Here is a 24,092-nt window from a genome sequence, read left to right as displayed (position 1 = left end):
TACGACAAGATTGGCCGAGGGTTCCCTCGGGCGGTTTGGCGCAGCCCCGTACAACGGACCTGAACGCCGGAGCAATCCGGCAAACATGAGCCGGGGGGTGCACACCTCCCATACTTGGAGTGAAACTGTGGATAGAGCCCAGAAAGAGAAATTGGTCGACGAACTCGGCCAGATCTTCGAAAGCTCTGGCGTCGTGGTGGTTGCCCGCTACGAGGGTCTCACGGTTGCAGAGATGCAGGATCTTCGCGCCCGCGCCCGCGGTGCCGAAGCGTCCGTTCGCGTTGCCAAGAACAGGCTCGCCAAAATCGCCCTCGACGGAAAGCCCTGCGAAAGCATCGGCGAGTATCTGACGGGCATGACCGTTCTCACCTTTTCCGAGGACCCCGTGGCAGCAGCCAAGGTGGCCGAGGACTTCGCCAAGGACAACAAGAAGTTCGAGATCCTTGGCGGGGCGATGGGCGAGAACCCCCTGGACCGTGCTGGTGTCACGGCCGTGTCGAAAATGCCGTCCCGCGAGGAGCTTATCGCTTCCATCGCCGGCTGCATCGGCGCGCCCGCATCCAACATCGCCGGGGCTATTGGCGCACCTGCTTCGAACATCGCGAGCATTCTCAGCACCATCGAGGAGCGCGGCGAGGCCGCCTGATCGCGAGACCGACCCGGGGTTGCAATTCCGGCGTTGGAACACATCTAGGAAAACGGAAACCATAAAATGGCTGATCTGAAGAAACTTGCTGAAGAGATCGTGGGCCTGACCCTTCTCGAAGCCCAGGAACTGAAAACCATCCTCAAAGACGAGTACGGCATCGAGCCCGCCGCCGGCGGCGCGGTGATGATGGCCGGCCCCGCCGAAGGTGGCGCTGCTGCCGCCGAGGAAGAAAAGACCGAATTCGACGTGATCCTGAAAGCCGCTGGCGACAAGAAGATCAACGTCATCAAAGAAGTCCGCGCCATCACCGGCCTGGGCCTCAAGGAAGCCAAGGAGCTGGTCGAGGCCGGCGGCAAGGCCGTCAAGGAGCAGGTCTCCAAGGACGAAGCCGAAGAAATCAAGAAGAAGCTCGAAGAGGCTGGCGCCGAAGTCGAGCTCAAGTAATCGGGGAACACCCCTGTTTGCGAGGCTGAAGCCGGTGAAATACCGGCTTCAGCCGAACCTGTCTTGGCAAGGGCTCTTTTGCCCGAGCCCTTACCAAGGCGCGGTTCAACAGGTTCGGGAGCTGCCGGTGGGACGGCAGCGGGAATGGAACCTGGCCCCCTTCATTCGTGAGCGGCGCGCAGCCGAGCCCCGACGGCATGCGCGATCCGCAACAGACGAAAGGTTCAAAAACCCACATGGCGCAATCGTTCCTCGGCCAGAAGCGACTCCGCAAATATTACGGCAAGATCCGGGAAGTCCTGGAAATGCCGAACCTCATCGAGGTTCAGAAATCTTCCTATGACCTGTTCCTGAACTCCGGCGACGGTGCCGAGCCCCGCGAGGGCGAAGGCATCATGGGCGTGTTCCAGTCGGTCTTCCCGATCAAGGATTTCAACGAAACGGCTGTGCTCGAATTCGTCAAGTACGAGCTTGAGAAGCCGAAGTACGACGTCGACGAGTGCATGCAACGCGACATGACCTACAGCGCGCCGCTCAAGGTGACGCTGCGGCTGATCGTTTTCGACGTGGACGAGGACACCGGCGCGAAGTCCGTGAAGGACATCAAGGAGCAGGACGTCTTCATGGGCGACATGCCCCTGATGACCCCCAACGGCACCTTCATCGTCAACGGCACCGAGCGGGTCATCGTCTCACAGATGCACCGCTCTCCGGGCGTGTTCTTCGACCATGACAAGGGCAAGACCCACTCGTCGGGCAAGCTGCTCTTCGCCTGCCGGATCATCCCCTATCGCGGTTCCTGGCTGGACTTCGAATTCGACGCCAAGGACATCGTCTTCGCGCGCATCGACCGCCGCCGGAAGCTGCCGGTGACGACCCTGCTCTATTCCCTCGGGCTGGACCAGGAAGGGATCTGCGACGCCTACTACGACACGGTCAATTACCGGCTGGAGAAGAACAAGGGCTGGGTGACCAAGTTCTTCCCCGAGCGTGTGCGCGGCACGCGCCCGGCCTTTGACCTCGTGGATGCCGCCACCGGCGAAGTCATCTGCAAGGCCACCGAGAAGATGACCCCGCGCGCGGTGAAGAAGATCATCGACGAAGGCACCGTCACGGAGCTTCTCGTGCCGTTCGACCAGATCGTCGGACGCTACGTGGCCAAGGACATCATCAACGAGGAAACCGGCGCGATCTATGTCGAGGCCGGTGACGAGTTGACCTGGGAGACGGACAAGGACGGCGAAGTTACCGGCGGCACGCTCAAGGAGCTGCTGGACGCGGGCATCACGGACATCCCTGTGCTCGACATCGACAACGTCAACGTCGGTCCGTACATCCGCAACACCATGGCGATGGACAAGAACATGAACCGCGACACCGCGCTCATGGACATCTATCGCGTGATGCGTCCGGGCGAGCCGCCCACCGTGGAGGCCGCTTCGGCGCTCTTTGACACCCTGTTCTTCGACTCGGAGCGCTACGACCTCTCCGCCGTCGGCCGGGTGAAGATGAACATGCGTCTGAACCTCGACGCCGAGGACACCCAGCGGACCCTGCGCAAGGAAGACATCATCGCCTGCATCAAGGCGCTGGTGGAGCTGCGCGACGGCAAGGGCGAGGTGGACGACATCGACCACCTGGGCAACCGCCGCGTCCGTTCCGTGGGCGAGCTGATGGAGAACCAGTACCGCGTCGGCCTACTCCGCATGGAGCGCGCGATCAAGGAACGCATGTCCTCGGTCGAGATCGACACGGTGATGCCGCAGGACCTGATCAACGCCAAGCCCGCGGCCGCCGCGGTGCGCGAGTTCTTCGGTTCCTCGCAGCTTTCGCAGTTCATGGACCAGACCAACCCGCTTTCGGAAGTCACCCACAAACGCCGCCTGTCGGCGCTTGGCCCGGGCGGCCTGACCCGTGAGCGCGCCGGGTTCGAGGTGCGCGACGTGCACCCGACCCACTACGGCCGGATGTGCCCGATCGAGACGCAGGAAGGCCCGAACATCGGTCTTATCAACTCGCTGGCCACCTTCGCGCGCGTCAACAAGTACGGCTTCATCGAGACCCCCTACCGGGTGGTGAAAGACGGGCAAGTGACCGACGAGGTTCACTACATGTCCGCCACCGAGGAAATGCGTCACACCGTGGCGCAGGCCAACGCGCACCTGGACTCCGAGGGTCGGTTCGAAAACGAACTGGTGAACACCCGCCAGTCCGGTGAATACACCATGGCCCCGCGCGATACTGTCGACCTCATCGACGTGTCGCCGAAGCAGCTGGTGTCCGTTGCTGCCTCGCTGATCCCGTTCCTGGAGAACGACGACGCCAACCGCGCCCTGATGGGCTCGAACATGCAGCGTCAGGCAGTGCCGCTCCTGCAAGCCGAGGCGCCGCTCGTCGGCACCGGCATCGAAGGCGTGGTCGCCCGCGACTCCGGTGCCGCGATCATGGCCAAGCGGGCCGGCATCATCGACCAGGTCGACGCACAGCGGATCGTCGTGCGCGCCACGGAGGACCTCGAAGTGGGCGATCCGGGCGTGGACATCTACCGCCTGCGGAAGTTCCAGCGCTCCAACCAGAACACCTGCATCAACCAGCGCCCGCTGGTAAAGGTGGGTGACAAGGTGACAAAGGGCGAGGTCGTGGCCGACGGTCCGTCGACCGACCTGGGCGAACTGGCGCTCGGCAAGAACGTGATCGTCGCGTTCATGCCGTGGAACGGCTACAACTACGAGGACTCGATCCTGATCTCGGAACGCATCGCCCGCGATGACGTCTTCACGAGCGTCCATATCGAGGAATTCGAGGTTGCCGCCCGCGACACGAAGCTCGGTCCGGAAGAGATCACCCGCGACATCCCGAACGTCGGCGAGGAGGCCCTGCGCAACCTCGACGAGGCGGGCATCGTCTACATCGGCGCCGAGGTGGGGCCTGCGGACATTCTGGTGGGCAAGATCACGCCCAAGGGCGAGAGCCCGATGACACCGGAAGAGAAGCTGCTCCGCGCGATCTTCGGCGAAAAGGCCAGCGACGTGCGCGACACCTCGCTCCGCCTGCCGCCGGGGGACTTCGGCACCGTGGTCGAGGTGCGCGTCTTCAACCGCCACGGCGTGGAGAAGGACGAGCGCGCGCTGCAGATCGAGCGGGAGGAGGTCGAACGCCTCGCCCGCGACCGCGACGACGAGATGGCGATCCTGGAGCGCAACATCTATGCGCGCCTGAAGGACCTGATCCTCGGCAAGACCGCCGTGAAAGGGCCCAAGGGCTTGCCGGCGAACGCGCAGATCACCGAGGAGCTGCTTGCCCCCCTGTCCAAGGGCCAATGGTGGCAGCTTGCCCTCGCCGAGGAAGAGGATGCGCAGATCGTCGAGGCTCTGAACGAGCAGTACGAGGCGCAGAAGCGCGTGCTCGAGGCCCGTTTCGAGGACAAGGTCGAGAAGGTCCGCCGTGGCGACGACCTGCCGCCGGGCGTTATGAAGATGGTCAAGGTCTTCATCGCGGTGAAGCGCAAGCTTCAGCCGGGCGACAAGATGGCCGGCCGTCACGGCAACAAGGGCGTGATCTCGCGCGTGGTGCCGATGGAGGACATGCCGTTCCTCGCGGACGGCACGCCGGTCGACTTCGTTCTGAACCCGCTCGGCGTGCCGAGCCGGATGAACGTCGGTCAGATCCTCGAAACCCACATGGGCTGGGCCGCGCGCGGACTTGGTATCAAGGTGGACGAGGCGCTGGACGAGTACCGCCGCTCGGGCGACCTGACGCCGGTTCGCGACGCCATGAAGATCGTCTACGGCGACGACGTTTATGACGAGGGCATCGCGGAGATGGAGGAGGATCGCCTGGTCGAGGCGGCCTCGCTCGTCACCCGCGGCGTTCCGATCGCCACCCCGGTCTTCGACGGGGCGCGCGAGGAAGGCGTGAACGACGCGCTCAAGCGGGCGGGCTTCGACCTGTCCGGCCAGTCGGACCTGTTCGACGGACGGACCGGCGAGAAGTTCAGCCGCCAGGTGACGGTGGGCATGAAGTATCTGCTGAAACTGCACCACCTTGTCGACGACAAGATCCACGCACGCTCCACGGGCCCCTACTCGCTCGTCACCCAGCAGCCGCTGGGCGGCAAGGCGCAGTTTGGCGGCCAGCGTTTCGGGGAGATGGAGGTCTGGGCGCTCGAAGCCTACGGCGCCGCCTACACCCTGCAAGAGATGCTGACGGTGAAGTCGGACGACGTCGCGGGGCGGACCAAGGTCTACGAGTCGATCGTCAAGGGCGAGGACAACTTCGAAGCCGGCGTACCGGAATCGTTCAACGTGCTCGTCAAGGAAGTGCGCGGCCTCGGCCTCAACATGGAACTCCTGGATGCGGAGGGAGAGGAATGATCGATAAGTCATTCCTCGTTGCGGGGGGATGCGCGCGAAGCGGAACCACAGCTCTGGCCAAGGCGTTGAACGCCCATCCGGATATCTTTCTCGGGAGTGAACGCTACCTGCAGAAGTTCCGGAAAGGGACGATTGAGGTCGAGGATTTTGAGAAGGAAAAGTTCCTTTCCGATCTTTCGGAGCGGGACGCGGGTGATGCTGCGCCGCTTCCGGAGCGGATCGGGAAGGCACGGTTCGAGAATATGTACGACGATGTCGGGGCGGCCTATGACCGCGCCCGGTTCATCGGCGACAAGGTTCCGGCGCTCGGTCTGACATACGACTACCTGTTCGACCGGTTTCCGGGGATTAGAGTGGTCTATATCGTCCGCAACCCGATCTCGGTGACCGAGAGCTACGAAGCCCGCAGGGCGGATGCGGACGATCGCTGGAATAGGTCGGCGAAGACCGCGATCCGAGAGTGGAACAACAGCGTCTCGAAGACACTTGAGTGCCTCCGCGCTGGAAGGCCGATCACGGTCGTGAGCTACGAGGAGCTATTCAGTTCGCTGGAGGCGTTCGGCAAACTGTTCGGTGCACTCGGTCTGGACATCAAGGATGCCGACCAGGCCGTGCTGACCGGGCTTGTCGAAGAGTACAACGAATCGATCGTGTCCAAGGCGCGCGAACGGGATGAAAGTCTTCGCCGCCAGATCGCCCTGCAGGCCGATATCGCCTCTTACAGGCGGATCGTGCGCAACCACTGCATCCTGTCCGGTAAACTTGCAGAAAGCAGGGTCGGGGCCAGAGGACAGCCTTCGGGCGCAAAGCCCGGAAAGGCCGGTGCGCGGCGGAAATCGAAACTCGCGAAGAAACGCCCTCAGGCGGTCGCTGCAACTTAACGTCGTAATCCCTTGGCGGGCCCGATTTCCGGGTCGCCGAATAATAGATTGCCGAACGTCTGTGCTTCGAAAGGACACATCGTGAACCAGGAACTGACCAACAATCCGTTCAACCCGCTCACCCCGCCGAAGGTCTTTGACGAGATCAAGGTGTCGCTGGCGAGCCCGGAACGGATCCTCTCGTGGTCCTATGGCGAGATCAAGAAGCCCGAGACCATCAACTACCGGACCTTCAAACCCGAGCGCGACGGCCTGTTCTGCGCCCGGATCTTCGGCCCGATCAAGGACTACGAGTGCCTGTGCGGCAAGTACAAGCGCATGAAGTATCGCGGCGTCGTCTGCGAAAAATGCGGCGTGGAAGTCACGCTGCAAAAGGTGCGCCGTGAGCGGATGGGCCACATCGAACTGGCCGCGCCCGTCGCGCACATCTGGTTCCTGAAGTCCCTGCCCTCCCGCATCGGCCTGATGCTGGACATGACCCTGCGCGACCTCGAACGTATTCTCTACTTCGAGAACTACGTCGTCATCGAGCCGGGCCTGACGGACCTCACCTACGGTCAGCTGATGACCGAGGAAGAGTTCATGGACGCCCAGGACATGTACGGCACCGACGCCTTCACGGCGAACATTGGCGCCGAGGCGATCCGCGAGATGCTGGCCCAAATCGACCTGGAATCGACCGCCGAACAACTCCGCGAGGAGCTCAAGGAGGCGACCGGCGAGCTGAAGCCCAAGAAGATCATCAAGCGGCTGAAGATCGTCGAAAACTTCATCGAATCCGGCAACCGTCCGGAATGGATGATCCTGACAGTCGTGCCGGTCATCCCGCCAGAGTTGCGCCCGCTGGTGCCGCTCGACGGCGGCCGCTTCGCCACGTCGGACCTCAACGACCTCTACCGCCGCGTCATCAACCGAAACAACCGCCTCAAGCGGCTGATCGAGTTGCGCGCGCCGGACATCATCATCCGCAACGAGAAGCGGATGCTGCAGGAGTCGGTTGACGCGCTGTTCGACAACGGCCGCCGTGGCCGGGTCATCACCGGCGCCAACAAGCGCCCGCTGAAATCGCTCTCCGACATGCTGAAGGGCAAGCAGGGCCGGTTCCGTCAGAACCTGCTCGGCAAACGGGTGGACTTCTCCGGCCGATCCGTCATCGTGACGGGTCCGGAGCTCAAGCTGCACCAGTGCGGCCTGCCGAAGAAGATGGCTCTCGAGCTCTTCAAGCCCTTCATCTACTCGCGGCTGGAGGCCAAGGGCCTGTCCAGCACGGTGAAGCAGGCCAAGAAGCTGGTCGAGAAAGAGCGCCCCGAAGTCTGGGACATCCTCGACGAGGTCATCCGGGAGCACCCGGTTCTGCTGAACCGCGCCCCCACCCTGCACCGCCTCGGCATCCAGGCCTTCGAGCCGGTCCTGATCGAGGGCAAGGCGATCCAGCTCCACCCGCTGGTCTGCTCGGCCTTCAACGCCGACTTCGACGGCGACCAGATGGCCGTCCATGTGCCGCTTTCGCTGGAAGCCCAGCTTGAAGCGCGCGTGCTGATGATGTCGACCAACAACGTCCTGTCGCCCGCCAACGGCGCCCCGATCATCGTTCCCTCGCAAGACATGGTGCTCGGCCTCTACTACGTGACCCTCGAACGCGAGGGCATGAAGGGCGAGGGCATGATCTTTGGCGGCATCGAGGAAGTCGAGCACGCGCTCAATGCCGGCGAAGTGCACATGCACGCCCGCATTACTTGCCGCGTGCCGCAGATCGACGAGCACGGGCAAGAGGTGCTGAAGCGGTACGAGACCACCCCCGGCCGCGTCCGCCTGGGCGCCCTGTTGCCGAAGAACGCGAAGGCGCCGTTCGACCTCGTCAACAAGTTGCTCAAGAAGGGCGAGGTTCAGAAGGTCATCGACACCGTCTACCGCTACTGCGGTCAGAAGGAGTCCGTCATCTTCTGCGACCAGATCATGTCCATGGGCTTCAAGGAGGCCTTCAAGGGCGGCATCTCCTTCGGCAAGGACGACATGGTCATCCCCGACAACAAGTGGGAGATCGTCGACAGCGTGAAGGAGCAGGTCAAGGACTTCGAACAGCAGTACATGGACGGCCTGATCACCCAGGGTGAGAAGTACAACAAGGTTGTCGATGCCTGGTCGAAGTGCAACGACCGCGTCACCGAGGCGATGATGTCCACCATCTCCGCCAAGCGGAAGGACGAGAACGGCGCCGAGATGGAACCGAACTCGGTCTACATGATGGCGGACTCCAAGGCACGGGGCTCGGTCACGCAGATGAAGCAGCTCGGCGCCATGCGCGGCCTGATGGCCAAGCCGTCGGGCGAGATCATCGAGACGCCGATCATCTCGAACTTCAAGGAAGGTCTGACCGTGCTGGAGTACTTCAACTCCACCCACGGCGCCCGGAAGGGTCTGTCGGACACCGCCTTGAAGACGGCGAACTCGGGCTACCTCACCCGCCGCCTCGTGGACGTGGCACAGGACTGCATTGTGCGGTCGCACGACTGCGGCACCGATCAGGCGATCACTGCCGAACCCGCCGTCAACGACGGGGAAGTCGTGGCCTCGCTCGGGGAGCGTGTCCTTGGCCGTGTCGCAGCCGAAGACATCCTGCGCCCGGGCACGGACGAGGTGATCGTTGCCCGCAACGAGCTGATCGATGAACGCAAGGCCGACGAGATCGAGCACTCCGGTCTCGCCTCGGTGCGCATGCGCTCGCCGCTGACCTGCGAAGCGGAGGAAGGTGTCTGCGCCATGTGTTACGGGCGCGACCTTGCCCGCGGCACGATGGTCAACATCGGCGAGGCGGTGGGCATCATCGCCGCGCAGTCGATTGGCGAGCCGGGCACACAGCTGACGATGCGGACCTTCCACATCGGCGGCGTTGCTCAGGGTGGTCAGCAGTCCTTCCAGGAGGCCAACCAGGAGGGCATCATTGCCTTCCACAACCCGAACCTTCTGGAGAACGAGGCCGGCGATCAGATCGTCATGGGCCGCAACATGCAGATCGCAATCAAAGACGAGCATGGGGCGGAGCGCGGCAGCTTCAAGATCGGCTACGGTACCAAGGTCTTCGTCAAGGACGGTCAGACGGTCGCCCGTGGCGACAAGCTGTTCGAGTGGGACCCGTACACCCTGCCGATCATCGCGGAGAAAGCCGGTACGGCCAAGTTCGTGGACCTCATCAGCGGTATCTCCGTGCGCGAGGATACCGACGATGCGACGGGCATGACCCAGAAGATCGTGTCGGACTGGCGCTCGGCACCCCGGGGCAACGAGCTCAAGCCGGAGATCCTGATCGTCGATCCGGAAACCGGCGAGCCTGTGCGCAACGAGGCCGGCAACCCGGTAACCTACCCGATGTCGGTGGATGCGATCCTGTCGATCGAGGAAGGCTCGCAGGTCAAAGCCGGCGACGTGGTGGCGCGTATTCCGCGCGAGGGTGCGAAGACGAAGGACATCACCGGCGGTCTGCCGCGGGTGGCCGAACTCTTCGAGGCGCGGCGGCCCAAAGACCACGCGATCATCGCGGAAGCCGACGGCTACGTGAAGTTCGGGCGCGACTACAAAAACAAGCGCAGGATCTCCATCGTGCCTGCGGACGACTCGTTGGAGCCGGTCGAGTACATGGTGCCCAAGGGCAAGCACATCCCGGTGCAGGAAGGCGACTTCGTGCAGAAGGGCGACTACATCATGGACGGCAATCCGGCGCCGCATGACATCCTGGCGATCATGGGTGTCGAGGCGCTCGCCGATTACATGATCGACGAGGTGCAGGACGTCTACCGGCTGCAGGGCGTGAAGATCAACGACAAGCACATCGAGGTGATCGTTCGGCAGATGCTGCAGAAGTGGGAGATCCTCGACTCCGGCGAGACGACGTTGCTCAAGGGCGAACACGTGGACAAGGCGGAGTTCGACGCGGCCAACGAGAAGGCGCTCAAGGACGGCCGTCGGCCGGCCGAAGGGCAGCCGATCCTGCTGGGCATCACCAAGGCGAGCCTGCAGACGCGGTCCTTCATCTCGGCGGCGTCGTTCCAGGAGACCACGCGGGTGCTCACCGAGGCCTCCGTGCAGGGCAAGCGAGACAAGCTCGTGGGCCTGAAGGAGAACGTGATCGTCGGCCGGCTGATCCCGGCGGGTACGGGCGGGGCCACGCAGCGGGTCCGTCGGATCGCTCAGGAGCGCGACCAGTCGGTGATCGAGGCGCGGCAGGCCGAGGCGGAAGCCGCGGCGGCGCTGGCGGCTCCGGTGGAGGATGTGGTCGGTGGAGACGCCGACGACAGCTTCATCATCGAGACGCCGGAGAGCCGCGACTTCTGATCGGGGCGACCTGAAAAAATCGAGAGGCCCCTGCCGGATCGGCGGGGGCCTTTTTCTTTGGGGCGGTTTCTTTGGCGCCGGGGGGCGTCCCACGTGTGAGACAGGACCTACAACAAAGAAAATCAGTGACTTAGGGAGGCGTAGTAACGATTTGGCAAGATTTTCCCGGCGCGTGGGGCCAGACCGAACCGTGGGATGAAATATCCCGGGACGAGATCTATAGCCGGCCTCGACGCCCTAATTTCGGACGTCCGGAGCAAACACGGTGCGAGGCGGCCATGCCAGCTTTGCGGTCATCTGACGGTTTAGGCCGGATGACTGCCTCTCTGCCATCGCGGCCTGAAATCGTATTTCCCCGGGCAGTTACTCCAGGTGCTTGCAGCTTGCTCCGGCTTCGCGGGATGGTTGGCCCGAAAAGCAGAACCGGTTGACGGCCGTCATGGGTGCAACGTCCCCTTCGGCGTATACTTCTCGCATCGAAACAACAGCGGCCAATGGCACTTTGGTCGTCCTGTCTGCGCGTCACAGTTCGTCTCGGGACGGCGCTTGGTGTCATCGGTCGAGAGGGGGAAATCGTCATGACACTCGCGACCAGAACCTCAGACAACGATCTGAAATCCATCATACTGGGCACTCAAGACGCCATTCGCGCCGACCCCGAGAAGGGCAAGGTGACCTTCAGATCGGCTTGTACGTCGGCGGAAGGTTTCCGCACCGAAGCAAAAATTCGCGATCACAAACTGACAGCAGACTTTTCGGAAGCGTTGGGAGGTCATAACGCCGGGCCGAGCCCGGTGGAACTTGTCCTGGCGTCCATCGGGACGTGCCAAGCAATGACGTACCGTGCCTACGCAACCGCGATGGACATTCCCCTAGAGGAGATCGAGGTCGAGGTTGAAGGGGATATAGATCTGCGCGGGTTCCTGGCGGTGGACGATAGCGTCCGGCCGGGGTTTGAGGCGCTTCGCGTAAAGGTCCGTCTGGTGTCCGACGCACCAAGGGACCAGATCGAGATGCTCCGGACGGCTTCAGACACCCACTGCCCGCTCCGCGACATCGTGGCGAATACCGTTCCGGTCGCGTTGGAGGTCCAGCAGCAAACGACGTGATCGGTGGAATGCCAGGACGTGGCGTCGCAAACTGCAGACCGCTGGGTGTGCATTGTCGCCTCGAAATTTGCCAAGAAGACGGATTGGGTTTGTCGGGACAGCCGACTGTGACCGTAAACCAAGCAACTTCGGTCTTGCGGAGAAAGACCTAGCCAAGGCGGGTAATTGGAACCACCGGTCGGGCTGAACTGTCGCCGCGGTGCAGTGTGCCGCTGAAACCAAGGCTCGGTCGTCGGTCCGGCGGTCAGCGCCCGTCCAGCATGCTGCGGATGGACGCTTCGATCTGGCCGCCGCAGTAGGCGCGGTCGTGTTGCGCGTCCCACGCGGCGCGCATGTCTGCGATGGCGGGTGTGGTGGCGATGCGGCGGGAGAGGGCGGAGATGGAGGGGGCGTGCCGGTCCAGCAGGGGCGCCAGTCCCGGAAGGGTGTCGGTCATGGTGAACCAGAGCGCGGCGGTGGCGAGGTCCGCCAGTCCGGCCTCCGGTGTGCCGAGAATGAACCCGTCGGTTTCGGTCAGCCCGTGGCGACGACCGATTTCCTCGAAGATCTGCATCCAGCGCGGCAGGCGGTCGGAAGTGAACTCCTCCCATGCGGGCCGCGTCCACATGGTGCGGCCGCAATTGCAAGTGATCTCCTCCAGCACGTCGCCCGCATTGCCGATCAGCGCGGTCGTCAGGGCATCCTGTGCCGGTGTTCCGGGATAGAGGCCGAAGGTGCGGCCGAGATGGCCGAGGATCGCGGGAAGTTGGGCGAGCCAGAGATCGCCCGGCCGGTCGTGCAGGAGCGGCGGCGCCATGAAGGGGACGGGCTGCTCCGCGACGGGGGCGCCTTTCAGCGCGACCAGATCGCCGGTGGAGGCATCCCGCCAGTCGGCACCGGCATGGGCGAGGACGTAGCGGACGAAGTGGCCCCGGAAGGGGAGTGGCCAGTAGTAGAGCGTGTAGTCCGTCGCCATGGGTGCCCTCCCCTGCCCCAGCGGTGGGTGATGTCGCCCCGCGTGGGGGCGACAGGTGCGTCAGAGGTCGGGGTAGACCGGGAAGCGGGCGCAGAGGGCCATGGCTTCGGCTTTCACCTTTTCCTCGACCTCGGCATTGCCGTCCTCGCCATTGGCGGCGAGGCCGTCGACGACCTCCACGATCATCCGGGCGATTTGCCGGAATTCCGCCTCGCCGAAGCCGCGGGTCGTCCCGGCGGGGGTGCCGAGGCGGACGCCGGAGGTGACGGTGGGCTTTTCCGGGTCGAACGGGATGCCGTTCTTGTTGCAGGTGATGTGGGCACGGCCCAGCGCCTTTTCGGTGGCGTTGCCTTTGACGCCCTTGGGACGCAGGTCCACCAGCATCACGTGCGTGTCGGTGCCGCCGGTGACGATGTCGAGCCCGCCCTTCATCAGCTCGTCGGCCAGCGCGACGGCGTTGGCGCGGACCTGCTTGGCGTAGTCCTTGAACTCCGGCCGGAGCGCCTCGCCGAAGGCCACGGCCTTGGCGGCGATGACGTGCATCAGCGGGCCGCCCTGGATGCCGGGGAAGATCGCGGAGTTGACCTTCTTGGCGATGGCCTCGTCATTGGTCAGGATCATGCCGCCACGGGGGCCGCGGAGGGTCTTGTGGGTGGTGGTGGTGGCGACGTGGGCGTGCGGGAAGGGCGAGGGGTGCTCGCCTGCGGCCACGAGGCCGGCGAAGTGGGCCATATCCACCAGCAGGTAGGCACCGACGCTGTCGGCGATGGCGCGGAAGCGGGCGAAGTCGATCTGGCGGGGAATGGCGGAGCCGCCGGCGATGATGAGCTTGGGCTGGTGCTCCTGCGCCAGCGCCTCGACCTCGTCGAAATCGATCAGGCTGTCCTGCTGGCGCACGCCGTACTGGACCGCGTTGAACCACTTGCCCGACTGGTTCGGCGGCGCGCCGTGGGTGAGGTGGCCGCCGGAGGCGAGGTTCATGCCCAGGATCGTGTCGCCGGGCTTGATGAGGGCGGTGAAGGCGCCCTGGTTGGCCTGGCTTCCGGAATTGGGCTGGACGTTGGCGAAGGCGCAGCCGAAGAGCTGCTTGGCCCGCTCGATGGCGAGGGTCTCGGCGATGTCGACGAACTGGCAGCCGCCATAGTAGCGCCGGCCCGGGCAGCCCTCGGCGTATTTGTTGGTCATCACCGAGCCCTGCGCCTCCATCACGGCGCGGCTGACGATGTTTTCCGAGGCGATGAGTTCGATCTCGTCCCGCTGACGGCCGAGTTCGAGGGCGATGGCCTCGGCGATCTCGGGGTCGGTTTCGGCGAGGGTTTCAGTGAAGAATCCGGTATCAAGGCTCATGGGCAGCTCTCCAGGGCAGCGGACCTGACGCGGGGTCGCATGGTTTCCGTTGCGGCGGATGTATCCCAAGCCGGGCCGCGACAAAAGCCCGGTAAGCGGCCTGCACGCGGCAAAATGCGCGGCTTGCGTTTCCGATGCAGGCGTCGGACGGTCGGACCGGAAACGGATGCGCAGCCCGGGGAGTTTCAGATGACCAAGATCGCCTTCCTGGCGAGTGCGGCGGACGTCGCGCAGGCGGCCAAGCGCACCCTGGCCGACGCGTATGGCGATCACGACCCGGAGGACGCCAACGTGATCGTCGCGCTCGGCGGCGACGGGTTCATGCTGCAGACACTGCACGGAATGCAACACCTGGACACGCCGGTCTATGGCATGAACCGCGGCACGGTCGGGTTCATGATGAACGAATACGCCCCCGACGGGCTGATCGAGCGGCTTGACGAGGCCGAGGAGGAGGTGATCCACCCGCTCGCGATGCAAGCGACGACCAGCGCGGGCGACGTGCACGATGGTCTGGCCATCAACGAGGTCTCCCTGCTGCGGCAGGGGCCGCAGGTGGCGAAGCTGCGCATATCGGTCGACGGGCGGGTGCGGATGGAGGAGCTGGTCGCGGACGGGGCGCTGGTCAGCACGCCGGCGGGCTCGACGGCGTACAACTATTCCGCGCACGGGCCGATCCTGCCCATCGGGTCCGGGGTGCTGGCGCTGACGGCCATGTCGGCCTTTCGCCCCAGGCGCTGGCGCGGGGCGTTGCTGCCGGCGCGGGCGGAGGTTCGGTTCGACGTGCTGGAGCACGAGAAGCGCCCGGTGATGGCCGAAGCCGACAGCCGCAATTCGGTGCGCGATGTTCTGGAGGTCATCATTCGCAGCAAGCCGGAGATCCGGCACCGGCTGCTTTTCGACCCCGGTCACGGGCTCGAGGAACGGTTGATCCGGGAACAGTTCGTCTAACGGATCGCAGGCAGAGGGACCGCCCGGCGCGGGGCCGGACGATCCGTGTTGGCCCCCGCGCTTACTGCGGTTCGCGGACCTTTGCGTAGCCCGCGTCCCGCAGGGCGGCGGTGATTTCGTCAAGGATGGCCGGATCGTCGATGGTCGCCGGCATCTTGTACTCCTCGCTGTCCGCGATCTTCTGCATGGTGGCCCGCAGGATCTTGCCAGAACGGGTCTTGGGCAGACGGTCCACGATGCAGGCATGGCGGAACGCGGCGACCGGGCCGATCTGGTCGCGAACCTGGTAGACGCATTCGGCGATCACATCCTCCGGCTTCCGGTCGCTGCCCGAGTTCAGGCAGAGGAACCCGAACGGGAGTTGGCCCTTGAGGTCGTCGTGCACGCCGATGACGGCGCATTCCGCGACGTCCGGATGCGCGGCGAGGACTTCCTCCATGGCGCCGGTCGAGAGCCGGTGGCCGGCGACGTTGATGACGTCGTCGGTGCGGGCCATGATGTAGAGGTAGCCGTCCTCGTCCTTGTAGCCCGCGTCTCCGGTCTCGTAGTAGCCGGGGAAGTGCTCGAGGTAGGACTTCCGGTAGCGCTCCTCGGCGTTCCAGAGCGTCTGCAACGTGCCCGGGGGCAGCGGCAGCTTGATGGCGATGGCGCCCATGGTGCCGTCCGGCACCTCGTGGCCGCCCTCGTCGAGGATGTGAACGTCGTAACCCGGCATGGCCACGGACGGGCTGCCGATCTTGACGGGCAAGGTCTCCACCCCGATCGGGTTCGCGGCGATGGCCCAGCCGGTTTCCGTCTGCCACCAGTGGTCGATCACGGGCACGTTCAGGTGCTCCTGCGCCCATTTGATCGTATCGGGGTCGGCGCGCTCGCCGGCCAGGAACAGCGCTTGCAGGTCATGCAGCTTGTAGCGTTTGATCCACTCGCCTTTCGGGTCCTCCCGCTTGATGGCGCGGAGCGCGGTCGGCGCGGTGAAGAAGCTTTTCACGCGGTGGTTCTGGATGATCTTCCAGAAGACGCCGGCGTGGGGGGTGCCGATGGGCTTGCCTTCGAAGACGAGGGTCTCCGCTCCAGCGATCAGCGGACCGTAGCAGATGTAGCTGTGGCCCACGACCCAGCCCACGTCGGAGGCGGCCCAGAAGCGCTCGCCGGGGCCGACGTTGTAGATGTTCTTCATCGTCCATTGCAGGGCGACGAGATGGCCACCGGTGGTGCGAACGACGCCCTTCGGCTGGCCGGTCGTGCCGGAGGTATAAAGGATGTAGGCGGGGTGGTTGCCCTCCACCGGCACGCAGTCCGCCGGCTTCACGCCATACTGGAAGCCGTGCCAGGAGAAGTCCCGGCCTTCGACCAGTTTCGCCACTTCCTGCTCGCGCTGGAAGATGACGCAGAAGTCGGGCTTGTGCTCGGCCTGTTCGATCGCTTCGTCGAGCAGCGGCTTGTAGTGGACGACGCGGTTGGGCTCCAGGCCGCAGGAGGCGGCGATGATGGCCGTGGGCTTGGCGTCGTCGATCCGTACGGCCAGCTCATGGGCGGCAAAGCCGCCGAAGACGACCGAGTGGACGGCGCCGATCCGGGCGCAGGCGAGCATCGCCTCCAGCGCCTCGGGGATCATCGGCATGTAAATGATGACGCGGTCGCCCTTCTCCACGCCGCGCATCTTGAGGGCGCCGGCCAGGGAGGCCACACGGTCGCGAAGTTCGCGGTAGGTGAGCCCCTTGGTGGAGTGGGTGATCGGGCTTTCGTGCATGATGGCGAGCTGGCCGCCACGCCCCGCTTCGACGTGCCGGTCCACCGCGTTGTAGCAGGTGTTGGTCAGCCCGTCGGAGAACCATTCGTAGACCGGCGCGTTCTCGTCGAAGAGCGCCTTGGACGGTTTCTTGTACCAGTGGATGTCTTCGGCAGCCTTCATCCAGAATGCTTCCGGATCGGTTTGCCACTCCCGATAGATGTCTGAATACCCCATGATCTTCCTCCCTTACAATGCTCCAAGAAATACGGAACGTGTGGGCGTCCCGCAAGCTTCCGCGCCCTCCCGGCACGCTGACTGTACGCAAAAGTATACCGAAAATCCACTTAAATTTGCCGCACTGCAGCAATCCAGGCGGTGGCGGGTCGCGGTGGGTTGCATCCGCCGGTTCGGATCGAAAGATTGGTGAAAAAGGAAGCACCTGATGAACGATTCTCAGCTGATGGCCGCGGCGCGGGCGGTTCGTGACCGCGCCTATGTTCCCTATTCCAACTTCAAGGTCGGCGCGGCGATTCGCACGGAATCCGGCGCCGTCTATTCCGGCTGCAACGTGGAGAACGTGGCCTACCCGGAAGGGACCTGCGCCGAGGCCGGGGCGATTGCCGCGATGGCGGCCGCGGGGGAGTATCGAATCGCGGAGGTGGCGGTGATCGCCGACAGCCCCGCCCCGGTGCCGCCCTGCGGTGGCTGCCGGCAGAAGCTGAAGGAGTTCGCGGCGGGCGACGTGCGGGTGACGATGGCGACGACGGCGGGCGAAACGCTGACGATGACCGTGGCGGAGCTGCTGCCGGGGGCCTTTACGGCCGCACATATGGAGGCCGAGTGACATGGACGCGAAGGAAATTCTGGCCGTGCTTCGGCAGGGGGGCGACCTGTCACCGGAGCAAACGGCGTGGTTCGGGGCGGCGATCGGCAGCGGCGGGGTGACGGACGCGCAGGTTGGCGCCTTTGCCATGGGTGTGTGCCGCGCGCCGCTGCCGGTGCCCGCGCGGGTGGCGCTGACGGAGGCGATGCGCGACAGCGGCCAGGTGATGGGCTGGGACATGCCCGGGCCGGTGCTCGACAAGCACTCCACCGGCGGCGTGGGCGACAGTGTGTCGCTGCCGCTGGCGCCCGCGTTGGCGGCCTGCGGGGCCTATGTGCCGATGATCTCCGGGCGCGGACTGGGCCACACCGGCGGCACGCTGGACAAGCTGGAGGCGATTCCCGGCTACACCGCCGAGGTGCCGCAGGACCGGCTGCGGCAGATCGTGGCGGATGTGGGCTGCGCCATCGTCGGCGCCTCGGGCGACATCGCGCCATCCGACAAGCGCCTTTATGCCATCCGCGACGTGACCGGCACGGTGGAGAGCATCGACCTGATCACCGCCTCTATCCTGTCCAAGAAGCTCGCGGCGGGGCTGGAGGGGCTGGTGCTGGACGTGAAGGTGGGCTCCGGCGCCTTCATGCCGGACGCGGAGAGCGCGCGGGCGCTGGCGGAGTCGCTGGTGAACACCGCCAACGGCGCCGGCTGCCGGACGGAGGCGCTCATCACAGACATGAGCCAGCCGCTGATGGAGAGCGCCGGGAACGCGCTGGAGGTGGCGGAGGTGATGCGGACGCTGACGGGCGAAGGCATCGCGGAGCCGCTGTGGAAGCTGACGGTGGACCTGGGCGGGGTGCTGCTCGCCATCGGCGGGCTGGCTGACGACAGCGACGCCGGGGCGGCGATGATCGAGGAGGCGCTGAAGAGCGGGCGCGCGGTCGAGGGCTTCGAGCGGATGATCGCTGCGCTTGGCGGGCCGTCAGATTTCGTGGGCGGCTGGCGGCGGTACCTGCCGGAGGCGCCGGTGATCCGCGACATCTTCCCCGAGCAGGCCGGGACGGTCCAACGGGTGGACACGCGCGCCGTCGGCATGGCGGTGGTGCACCTGGGCGGCGGGCGGCTCCGGGAGGGGGACGTTCTGGACCCGTCGGTGGGCTTCGACCGGCTGGCGACGATCGGCACCGCCGTGTCCGACGCCTGGCCCCTCGCCCGCGTCCATGCGGCGACCGAAGACGCGGCCGGCGCCGCCGCGGCCGCCATTCGCGCGGCCTACGTGGTGGGGGACGGCGAGGTTTCTGAGCCGCCTTTGGTCCACGAAAGGATCGCCCCATGAGCCGTGCCTTTCTTGTGGTGATGGATTCCGTCGGGTGCGGTGGCGCGCCGGACGCGGATCGGTTCTTCAACGGCGACGTGCCAGACACCGGCGCGAACACCCTGCTTCATATCGCGCGGGCCTGTGCGGAGGGCCGCGCGGAGGACGGGCGCAGCGGGCCGCTGCGGATGCCGGTTCTGGCAGGGCTTGGCCTGAACGCGGCGCTCCGGACGGCCTGCGGCGAGAGCGCGCCGGGGCTGGACGCGGAGCCGCAGGGCCGGTTCGGCGCGGCGACTGAGGTCTCGCCGGGCAAGGACACGCCTTCCGGCCACTGGGAACTGGCCGGGGTGCCGGTGCCATGGGACTGGTACTATTTCCCGGACACCCAGCCCGCCTTTCCGCCCCCGCTGGTGCAGGCGGTCTGCACCATGGCGGGCGTCGGCGGCACGCTTGGGAATTGCCACGCCTCCGGCACGAAGATCATCGCCGATCTGGGCGCGGAGCACATGCGGACCGGCTGGCCGATCTGCTACACCTCCGCCGACAGCGTGTTCCAGATCGCCTGCCACGAAGAGACGTTCGGGGAGGCGCGGCTGCAGAAGCTTTGCGCGGACCTCGCGCCGATCCTGCACAAGATGAAGGTGGGGCGCGTGATCTCCCGCCCCTTCGTCGGCACGCCGGAGGAGGGGTTCACCCGCACCACCAACCGGCACGACTATGCCATCGAACCGCCGGAACCGACGCTCTGCGACTGGGTGCAGGCCGCGGGCCGGCGGGTGCAGGGCGTGGGCAAGATCGGGGACATCTTCTCGATGCGCGGCATCGACGAGGTGCGCAAGGGGCGCGACGCCGTCCTGATGGACCACCTGTTCGACTTCGTGGTCGAGGCCCCGGATGGCAGCCTGACCTTTGCCAACTTCGTCGAATTCGACAGCCTTTACGGCCACCGCCGGAACGTCTCCGGCTATGCCGCCGCGCTGGAATGGTTCGACGCGAGCATGGGCCGGCTGCTGCCGCGCCTGCGGGAGGGCGACCTGTTGTTGCTGACGGCCGATCACGGAAACGACCCGACGTGGTCCGGCACCGATCACACCCGGGAGCGGGTTCCGGTCCTCTGCTACGGCGTGGGCACCGGGCCGCTGGGCAACGTGGCGTTCGTCGATGTGGCGGCCAGCGTCGCCGCGCATCTGGGCGTGCCGGCGCAGGGGCCGGGGCGGAGTTTTCTCTGATGCGGGACATGCCGAAGGTCGAACTGCACCTGCATCTGGAGGGCGCGGCGCCGCCGGCGTTCGTGCGCGGGCTGGCGGCGGAGAAGAAGGTCGACTTGTCCGGGATCTTCGACGAGCGGGGCGCCTATGCCTATGACGGGTTCGTAGATTTCCTGCGAGTGTACGAGGCGGCGACCTCCGTCATCGGGTCGCCAGAGGACTACGCCCGGCTGGTCCGCACGGTGCTGGAAGAGCTGGACGCGCAGGGCGTGATCTATGCGGAAACCTTCGTCTCCCCCGACTTCTGCGGCGGGGGGGACCTGTCGGCCTGGCGGGACTACCTCGCGGCGATGCGGGAGGCGGCGGAGGACGTGGCGGCGAAGGGCGGCCCCGTGCTGCGCGGGATCGTCACCCCGATCCGCCATTTCGGCCCGGAGCGGGCCAAGGCGCCGGCCCTCTGCGCCGCCGAAACGGCGGGCGCGTGGATCGTGGGGCTTGGCCTGGGCGGCAACGAAGCCGTGGGCGAGCCGAAAGACTACGCCTGGGCGTTCGACTGCGCGCGGGAGGCCGGGTTGCGGCTCACTTGCCACGCAGGCGAGTGGCGGGGGCCGGACAGCGTGCGCGGGGCGGTGGAGGATCTGGGCGTCGAACGCATCGGCCATGGCGTGCGGGCGATCGAGGATCTGGCGCTGGTGGACACGCTTGCCGAGCGCGGCATCGTGCTGGAGGTCTGCCCCGGGTCGAACATCGCGCTTGGCCTGTACCCGAACTTACGCGCCCACCCCATCGCGCGGCTGCGCGACCGGGAGGTGAAGGTGACCGTTTCCACCGACGATCCGCCGTTCTTCCACACGACCATGACGCAGGAGTATGATCGCCTTGCCGACGCCTTCGGATGGGAGGCGGTGGATTTTGCCGCGCTCAACCGGGTTGCCGCGGAGGCCGCGTTCTGCGATGCCGACACCCGGGAGAAGATCCTCAAACGATTGGAGGCCGCCGATGTATGACCACCTGACCGTCGTCGATCACCCGCTGGTACAACACAAGCTGTCGCTGATGCGGGACAAAAGCGCCTCCACAGCCAAGTTCCGCCAGCTCCTGCGCGAGATCAGCCAGTTGCTCGCCTACGAAGTGACCTTCGACATGGAAATGGAGGAGGTCGAGATCGAAACGCCGCTGTGCAAGATGATGGCGCCGAAGCTCTCCGGCAAGAAGATGGCGCTGATCTCCATCCTGCGGGCGGGCAACGGCTTGCTGGACGGCATTCTGGAATTGATCCCCGGGGCGCGCGTGGGCTTCGTCGGGCTGTATCGCGACCCCGAGACGCTGCAGCCGGTGCAGTACTATTTCAAGGTGCCCGAGGACCTCGCCGACCGCCTCGTGGTCGTTGTGGACCCGATGCTGGCGACCGGCAACTCCGCCGTCGCGACGATCGACCTGCTGAAGAAGGCTGGCGCCACCAACATCCGCTTCCTGTGTCTGCTCGCCGCACCCGAGGGCGTCGCGCGGATGAAGGAGGCCCACCCCGACGTGCCCATCATCACAGCTTCGCTCGACAAACGGTTGAACGATCACGGTTATATCGAACCGGGTTTGGGCGACGCGGGCGACCGGATGTTCGGCACGAAATAAGTGTTTCCAAATTCGGGACCGCGCAGGGGAAAAAAAGCTTTACTCGATTAGGGCCGTCCTGCAATCTCCGCCCCAACATCTTGTGGGGATATGAATGATGATCCGAACCGTTCGTTCGGCCCTTCTGGCGACTGCCATCGCCAGCGGGATCGCTCCGGTCACTGCAAATGCCCAGACCGGGACTCCGGCGGAGCTGCCGCCTGCCTCGTTCGAGGGGACGCAGTACGTCGACAGTTCCGGCTGCGCCTTCGTGCGGGCGGAGTTGAATGGCGCCACCGCGTGGATTCCGCGCATGACGCGGGAGCGGACGCCTGTCTGCGGCATGGCCCCGACCTCGACCGCAGCCGGGACGGCAACGGTGGAGGTTGCCGCGCCATCAGCCCCCGCCCCTGCCAAGGCTGCGCCGGCGGCCACCACGACGCAGGTCGCGCAGGCCCCTGCTCCCGCGCCCGCACCCAGCCGGAAGGCGCCGCGCGCCAAGGCCCCCGCGCCCGCCAGCCCGACCTACAACGCGCCCGCGCTCCAGATCCGCTGCCCGGACGACGCGCCGGTGATGTACCGCAAGGCGAACGACGGGAAGGTCACCATCTGGTGCAGCCCGGCCAAGACCGCCGCGGCCACGCCGCGCACCAAGCTGCCGACGCCGCCGGCCGGGTACACCTATGCCTTCGACGAAGGCCAGTACAATCCCGACCGGGGGGAGCGCACGGCCGAAGGTTCGGCGCAGATGAACCGGGTCTGGACGAACGACGTGCCCCAGAAGCTCGCCGAGCCGCAGACGGGCGCCCGCCTGTCCACCATGGCGCCCGCGTCGCGCCGGTATGTCCAGGTCGGCACCTATGCGGTTCCGAGCAACGCGCAGGCCGCCGTCGCCCGCCTGCAGCAGGCAGGCCTGCCCGCCGGCACCGCGCGGTACACCAGCGGCGGCCGGGAGCTGAAGGTGGTGGTCTCCGGCCCGTTCGCCACCGAGGCGCAGGTGCGCTCGGCGCTGACCACGGCGCGGCGCGCCGGGTTCACGGACGCCTTTCCCAGACAACCGAAATAACAAGAAGAAGAAGAAAACGAGAGACGGAAGCAGGTCTCATTCAGGCTAACGCCCCGCCCCTTGCGGCGGGGCGTCGCCGTTTCGAGGGGGCCGGCCGTTTGAGGGGATTAACCGTCGCAGATCTGCTGGAGCGCCGCCCAGTCCGCCTTGCCGATGACGAGGCGGGCATCGCCGCTGCGCATGGGGTCGGCCTCGATCAGGCCCAGCGTCTCCTCGCCGGTGATGTCGAGCGCGTAGGCGTAGGGTGTGGAGGGAACCTGCGCGGCCTCGAAACGCTGCAGCAGGGCGGCGTCCGGCGGACGGGCCGGCTCGGCTGTGGTCAGGGTTTCGGCATAGGCGCGAAGCGCGGAGTCCGGCATATGCCCCGTGGTCAGCAAGCGGATCGTCGCGGCGGGGCCGGCGCTTTCCAGAAGCGGGCGCAGCGGGTCCTCCTGGTGGCGGCGCACGTCTTCGGCGAGGACGAAGCCCGCGACCGCCTCGGCGCTTTCGTTGTCCTCGACCAGCCGGCTGTTGAGCAGCATCGCCCCGCCCGGCAAGGAGATCGTGTCCGGAATGCCGCCCGGCATGACCAGCAGCCCGGCGCTCCCCGGAGCCAGAAGCCGGGACGACAGGCGCGCGAGCGCGAGGTCGCCCTCCCGCGAGCGGCAGGGCGCGCCGGAGACGCGGCCGATGGCGGTGAAAAGGCGCGTGCCGAGCTCGCTCCGGGTCGGTTCGGGCACCACGCCGAGGGTGTGCCGCATCAGCGCCCCGGGCAGCCACAGGACGGCCGCCGCCACCGTGGCCGCCGCCACGCCGGCCGTGAGGATCACGCGCAGCCGGCCGTGGCGCGGGCGGGATCTGAGGATCGCGGTGCGCACCTGCTCGATGGCGTCGATCATCATGTCGTCGTCGACTTCGAGCGTTTCGATCGCATCGGCCGAGGGGGTGTAGAGGGCGGGCAGGTCGCCGGGGTTGACGCGCACCACGGCCGCAAGGGACCAGTGGCTGAGCGGCTGCCCGTTGCTGGCCACGATCACCAGCGACGCGTCGCCGAAAGCCACGATGACGTTCTGCCGCTGGGCGTCTGGATGGGCTCTCCACACACCCTGGGACTCCAGCTTGGCATATTGCTTGAGGGCGGTCATCTGTCTGCTCTGCCTATTATGGGCGGAGAATAGCGCAGCGCCGGTTCCGGAACAATCGGGCGAATGTTCGCGATTCGATCTGCGCGAAAAGGGCAATCCCGGGCCGAATGCGTGACCGTTCCGCGCCGCCAAGTGGCGAAACGCTCGGGATTTTTCAGCCGCGTGTTCTGTTTAGGGA

At 65.8% G+C, this 24,092-nt stretch carries 17 protein-coding genes; 13 read left to right on the top strand and 4 right to left on the bottom strand.

All coding sequences use genetic code 11. The features are described from left to right. Positions 1-127: 127 nt before the first annotated feature. The 6 genes from rplJ to BM075_RS22255 all read left to right on the top strand — a co-directional run bounded on the left by rplJ (position 128) and on the right by BM075_RS22255 (position 11,785). On the top strand, positions 128-646 hold the full coding sequence (gene rplJ, locus BM075_RS22280) for a 50S ribosomal protein L10 (RefSeq protein ID WP_093362855.1): 519 nt from the start codon (positions 128-130) through the stop codon (positions 644-646). A 66-nt stretch (positions 647-712) separates the two neighbouring features. After that, positions 713-1,093 (top strand): 50S ribosomal protein L7/L12, encoded by a 381-nt coding sequence (gene rplL / locus BM075_RS22275; RefSeq protein ID WP_093362854.1) that lies wholly within the window; start codon positions 713-715, stop codon positions 1,091-1,093. Positions 1,094-1,329: 236 nt separating this feature from the next. Beyond that, entirely contained in the window at positions 1,330-5,466 is a 4,137-nt protein-coding gene (rpoB, locus tag BM075_RS22270; protein ID WP_093362853.1) for a DNA-directed RNA polymerase subunit beta, read from the top strand. Further along, a complete protein-coding gene (locus BM075_RS22265; RefSeq protein WP_093362852.1) occupies positions 5,463-6,347 on the top strand; it encodes a sulfotransferase family protein in 885 nt (294 codons plus the stop codon). Before rpoB ends, BM075_RS22265 begins: the two co-directional genes overlap by 4 nt. A gap of 81 nt (positions 6,348-6,428) precedes the next feature. Beyond that, positions 6,429-10,676, top strand: a complete 4,248-nt coding sequence (gene rpoC / locus BM075_RS22260) for a DNA-directed RNA polymerase subunit beta' (protein ID WP_093362851.1) — start codon at positions 6,429-6,431, stop codon at positions 10,674-10,676. Positions 10,677-11,254: 578 nt separating this feature from the next. Further along, on the top strand, positions 11,255-11,785 hold the full coding sequence (locus BM075_RS22255) for an OsmC family protein (RefSeq protein ID WP_177208452.1): 531 nt from the start codon (positions 11,255-11,257) through the stop codon (positions 11,783-11,785). A gap of 244 nt (positions 11,786-12,029) precedes the next feature. Here the strand turns inward: BM075_RS22255 and BM075_RS22250 are convergent, their stop codons facing one another. After that, a complete protein-coding gene (locus BM075_RS22250; RefSeq protein ID WP_093362849.1) occupies positions 12,030-12,740 on the bottom strand; it encodes a glutathione S-transferase in 711 nt (236 codons plus the stop codon). A gap of 60 nt (positions 12,741-12,800) precedes the next feature. After that, positions 12,801-14,087, bottom strand: coding sequence for a serine hydroxymethyltransferase (gene glyA, locus BM075_RS22245; RefSeq protein ID WP_093362848.1), 1,287 nt, complete (start codon positions 14,085-14,087; stop codon positions 12,801-12,803). Positions 14,088-14,276: 189 nt separating this feature from the next. On the opposite strand from glyA, the gene BM075_RS22240 reads away from it, so the two are divergent. Continuing rightward, positions 14,277-15,038 carry an NAD kinase gene (locus tag BM075_RS22240; RefSeq protein WP_093362847.1) on the top strand — a complete coding sequence of 254 codons (762 nt, stop codon included), beginning with the start codon at positions 14,277-14,279 and terminating at the stop codon, positions 15,036-15,038. 61 nt (positions 15,039-15,099) lie between these two features. On the opposite strand, the gene BM075_RS22235 is transcribed toward BM075_RS22240, so the two are convergent. Further along, complete coding sequence (locus BM075_RS22235; protein WP_093362846.1) at positions 15,100-17,004, bottom strand: propionyl-CoA synthetase; 1,905 nt, start codon at positions 17,002-17,004, stop codon at positions 15,100-15,102. A 208-nt stretch (positions 17,005-17,212) separates the two neighbouring features. Here BM075_RS22235 and BM075_RS22230 point away from each other — a divergent pair, with 208 nt between their 5' ends. The 6 genes from BM075_RS22230 (at position 17,213) to BM075_RS22205 (ending at position 22,790) form a co-directional block, all read left to right on the top strand. Then, on the top strand, positions 17,213-17,614 hold the full coding sequence (locus tag BM075_RS22230) for a cytidine deaminase (RefSeq protein ID WP_093362845.1): 402 nt from the start codon (positions 17,213-17,215) through the stop codon (positions 17,612-17,614). A 1-nt stretch (position 17,615) separates the two neighbouring features. Further along, positions 17,616-18,926, top strand: coding sequence for a thymidine phosphorylase (locus BM075_RS22225; RefSeq protein ID WP_093362844.1), 1,311 nt, complete (start codon positions 17,616-17,618; stop codon positions 18,924-18,926). After that, positions 18,923-20,134: a phosphopentomutase gene (locus BM075_RS22220; RefSeq protein WP_093362843.1), complete on the top strand. Its 1,212-nt coding sequence runs from the start codon at positions 18,923-18,925 to the stop codon at positions 20,132-20,134. The genes BM075_RS22225 and BM075_RS22220 overlap by 4 nt, the downstream gene beginning before the upstream one ends. Next, positions 20,134-21,120, top strand: coding sequence for an adenosine deaminase (locus BM075_RS22215; RefSeq protein ID WP_093362842.1), 987 nt, complete (start codon positions 20,134-20,136; stop codon positions 21,118-21,120). The genes BM075_RS22220 and BM075_RS22215 overlap by 1 nt, the downstream gene beginning before the upstream one ends. Then, on the top strand, positions 21,113-21,745 hold the full coding sequence (gene upp / locus BM075_RS22210) for a uracil phosphoribosyltransferase (protein ID WP_093362841.1): 633 nt from the start codon (positions 21,113-21,115) through the stop codon (positions 21,743-21,745). The genes BM075_RS22215 and upp overlap by 8 nt, the downstream gene beginning before the upstream one ends. A gap of 94 nt (positions 21,746-21,839) precedes the next feature. Continuing rightward, positions 21,840-22,790, top strand: coding sequence for an SPOR domain-containing protein (locus tag BM075_RS22205; protein WP_143089927.1), 951 nt, complete (start codon positions 21,840-21,842; stop codon positions 22,788-22,790). A 107-nt stretch (positions 22,791-22,897) separates the two neighbouring features. On the opposite strand, the gene BM075_RS22200 is transcribed toward BM075_RS22205, so the two are convergent. Next, on the bottom strand, positions 22,898-23,914 hold the full coding sequence (locus BM075_RS22200) for a hypothetical protein (RefSeq protein ID WP_093362839.1): 1,017 nt from the start codon (positions 23,912-23,914) through the stop codon (positions 22,898-22,900). Positions 23,915-24,092 lie beyond the last annotated feature (178 nt).

This window comes from Tropicimonas isoalkanivorans (genome assembly GCF_900112335.1).
GTDB lineage: Bacteria > Pseudomonadota > Alphaproteobacteria > Rhodobacterales > Rhodobacteraceae > Tropicimonas > Tropicimonas isoalkanivorans.
The sequence above is the reverse complement of the archived record's forward strand: the minus strand, read 5'-3'. Positions and strand labels throughout refer to the sequence as shown.

What these genes read in the sequence shown, in the direction of transcription:
- rplL (WP_093362854.1), top strand. Translation starts at nt 713, where the DNA reads ATGGCTGATCTGAAGAAACTTGCTGAAGAGATCGTGGGCCTGACCCTT.
- rpoB (WP_093362853.1), top strand. Translation starts at nt 1,330, where the DNA reads ATGGCGCAATCGTTCCTCGGCCAGAAGCGACTCCGCAAATATTACGGC.
- BM075_RS22265 (WP_093362852.1), top strand. Translation starts at nt 5,463, where the DNA reads ATGATCGATAAGTCATTCCTCGTTGCGGGGGGATGCGCGCGAAGCGGA.
- BM075_RS22255 (WP_177208452.1), top strand. Translation starts at nt 11,255, where the DNA reads ATGACACTCGCGACCAGAACCTCAGACAACGATCTGAAATCCATCATA.
- BM075_RS22250 (WP_093362849.1), bottom strand. Translation starts at nt 12,740, where the DNA reads ATGGCGACGGACTACACGCTCTACTACTGGCCACTCCCCTTCCGGGGC.
- glyA (WP_093362848.1), bottom strand. Translation starts at nt 14,087, where the DNA reads ATGAGCCTTGATACCGGATTCTTCACTGAAACCCTCGCCGAAACCGAC.
- BM075_RS22240 (WP_093362847.1), top strand. Translation starts at nt 14,277, where the DNA reads ATGACCAAGATCGCCTTCCTGGCGAGTGCGGCGGACGTCGCGCAGGCG.
- BM075_RS22235 (WP_093362846.1), bottom strand. Translation starts at nt 17,004, where the DNA reads ATGGGGTATTCAGACATCTATCGGGAGTGGCAAACCGATCCGGAAGCA.
- BM075_RS22230 (WP_093362845.1), top strand. Translation starts at nt 17,213, where the DNA reads ATGAACGATTCTCAGCTGATGGCCGCGGCGCGGGCGGTTCGTGACCGC.
- BM075_RS22225 (WP_093362844.1), top strand. Translation starts at nt 17,616, where the DNA reads ATGGACGCGAAGGAAATTCTGGCCGTGCTTCGGCAGGGGGGCGACCTG.
- BM075_RS22220 (WP_093362843.1), top strand. Translation starts at nt 18,923, where the DNA reads ATGAGCCGTGCCTTTCTTGTGGTGATGGATTCCGTCGGGTGCGGTGGC.
- BM075_RS22215 (WP_093362842.1), top strand. Translation starts at nt 20,134, where the DNA reads ATGCGGGACATGCCGAAGGTCGAACTGCACCTGCATCTGGAGGGCGCG.
- upp (WP_093362841.1), top strand. Translation starts at nt 21,113, where the DNA reads ATGTATGACCACCTGACCGTCGTCGATCACCCGCTGGTACAACACAAG.
- BM075_RS22205 (WP_143089927.1), top strand. Translation starts at nt 21,840, where the DNA reads ATGATGATCCGAACCGTTCGTTCGGCCCTTCTGGCGACTGCCATCGCC.
- BM075_RS22200 (WP_093362839.1), bottom strand. Translation starts at nt 23,914, where the DNA reads ATGACCGCCCTCAAGCAATATGCCAAGCTGGAGTCCCAGGGTGTGTGG.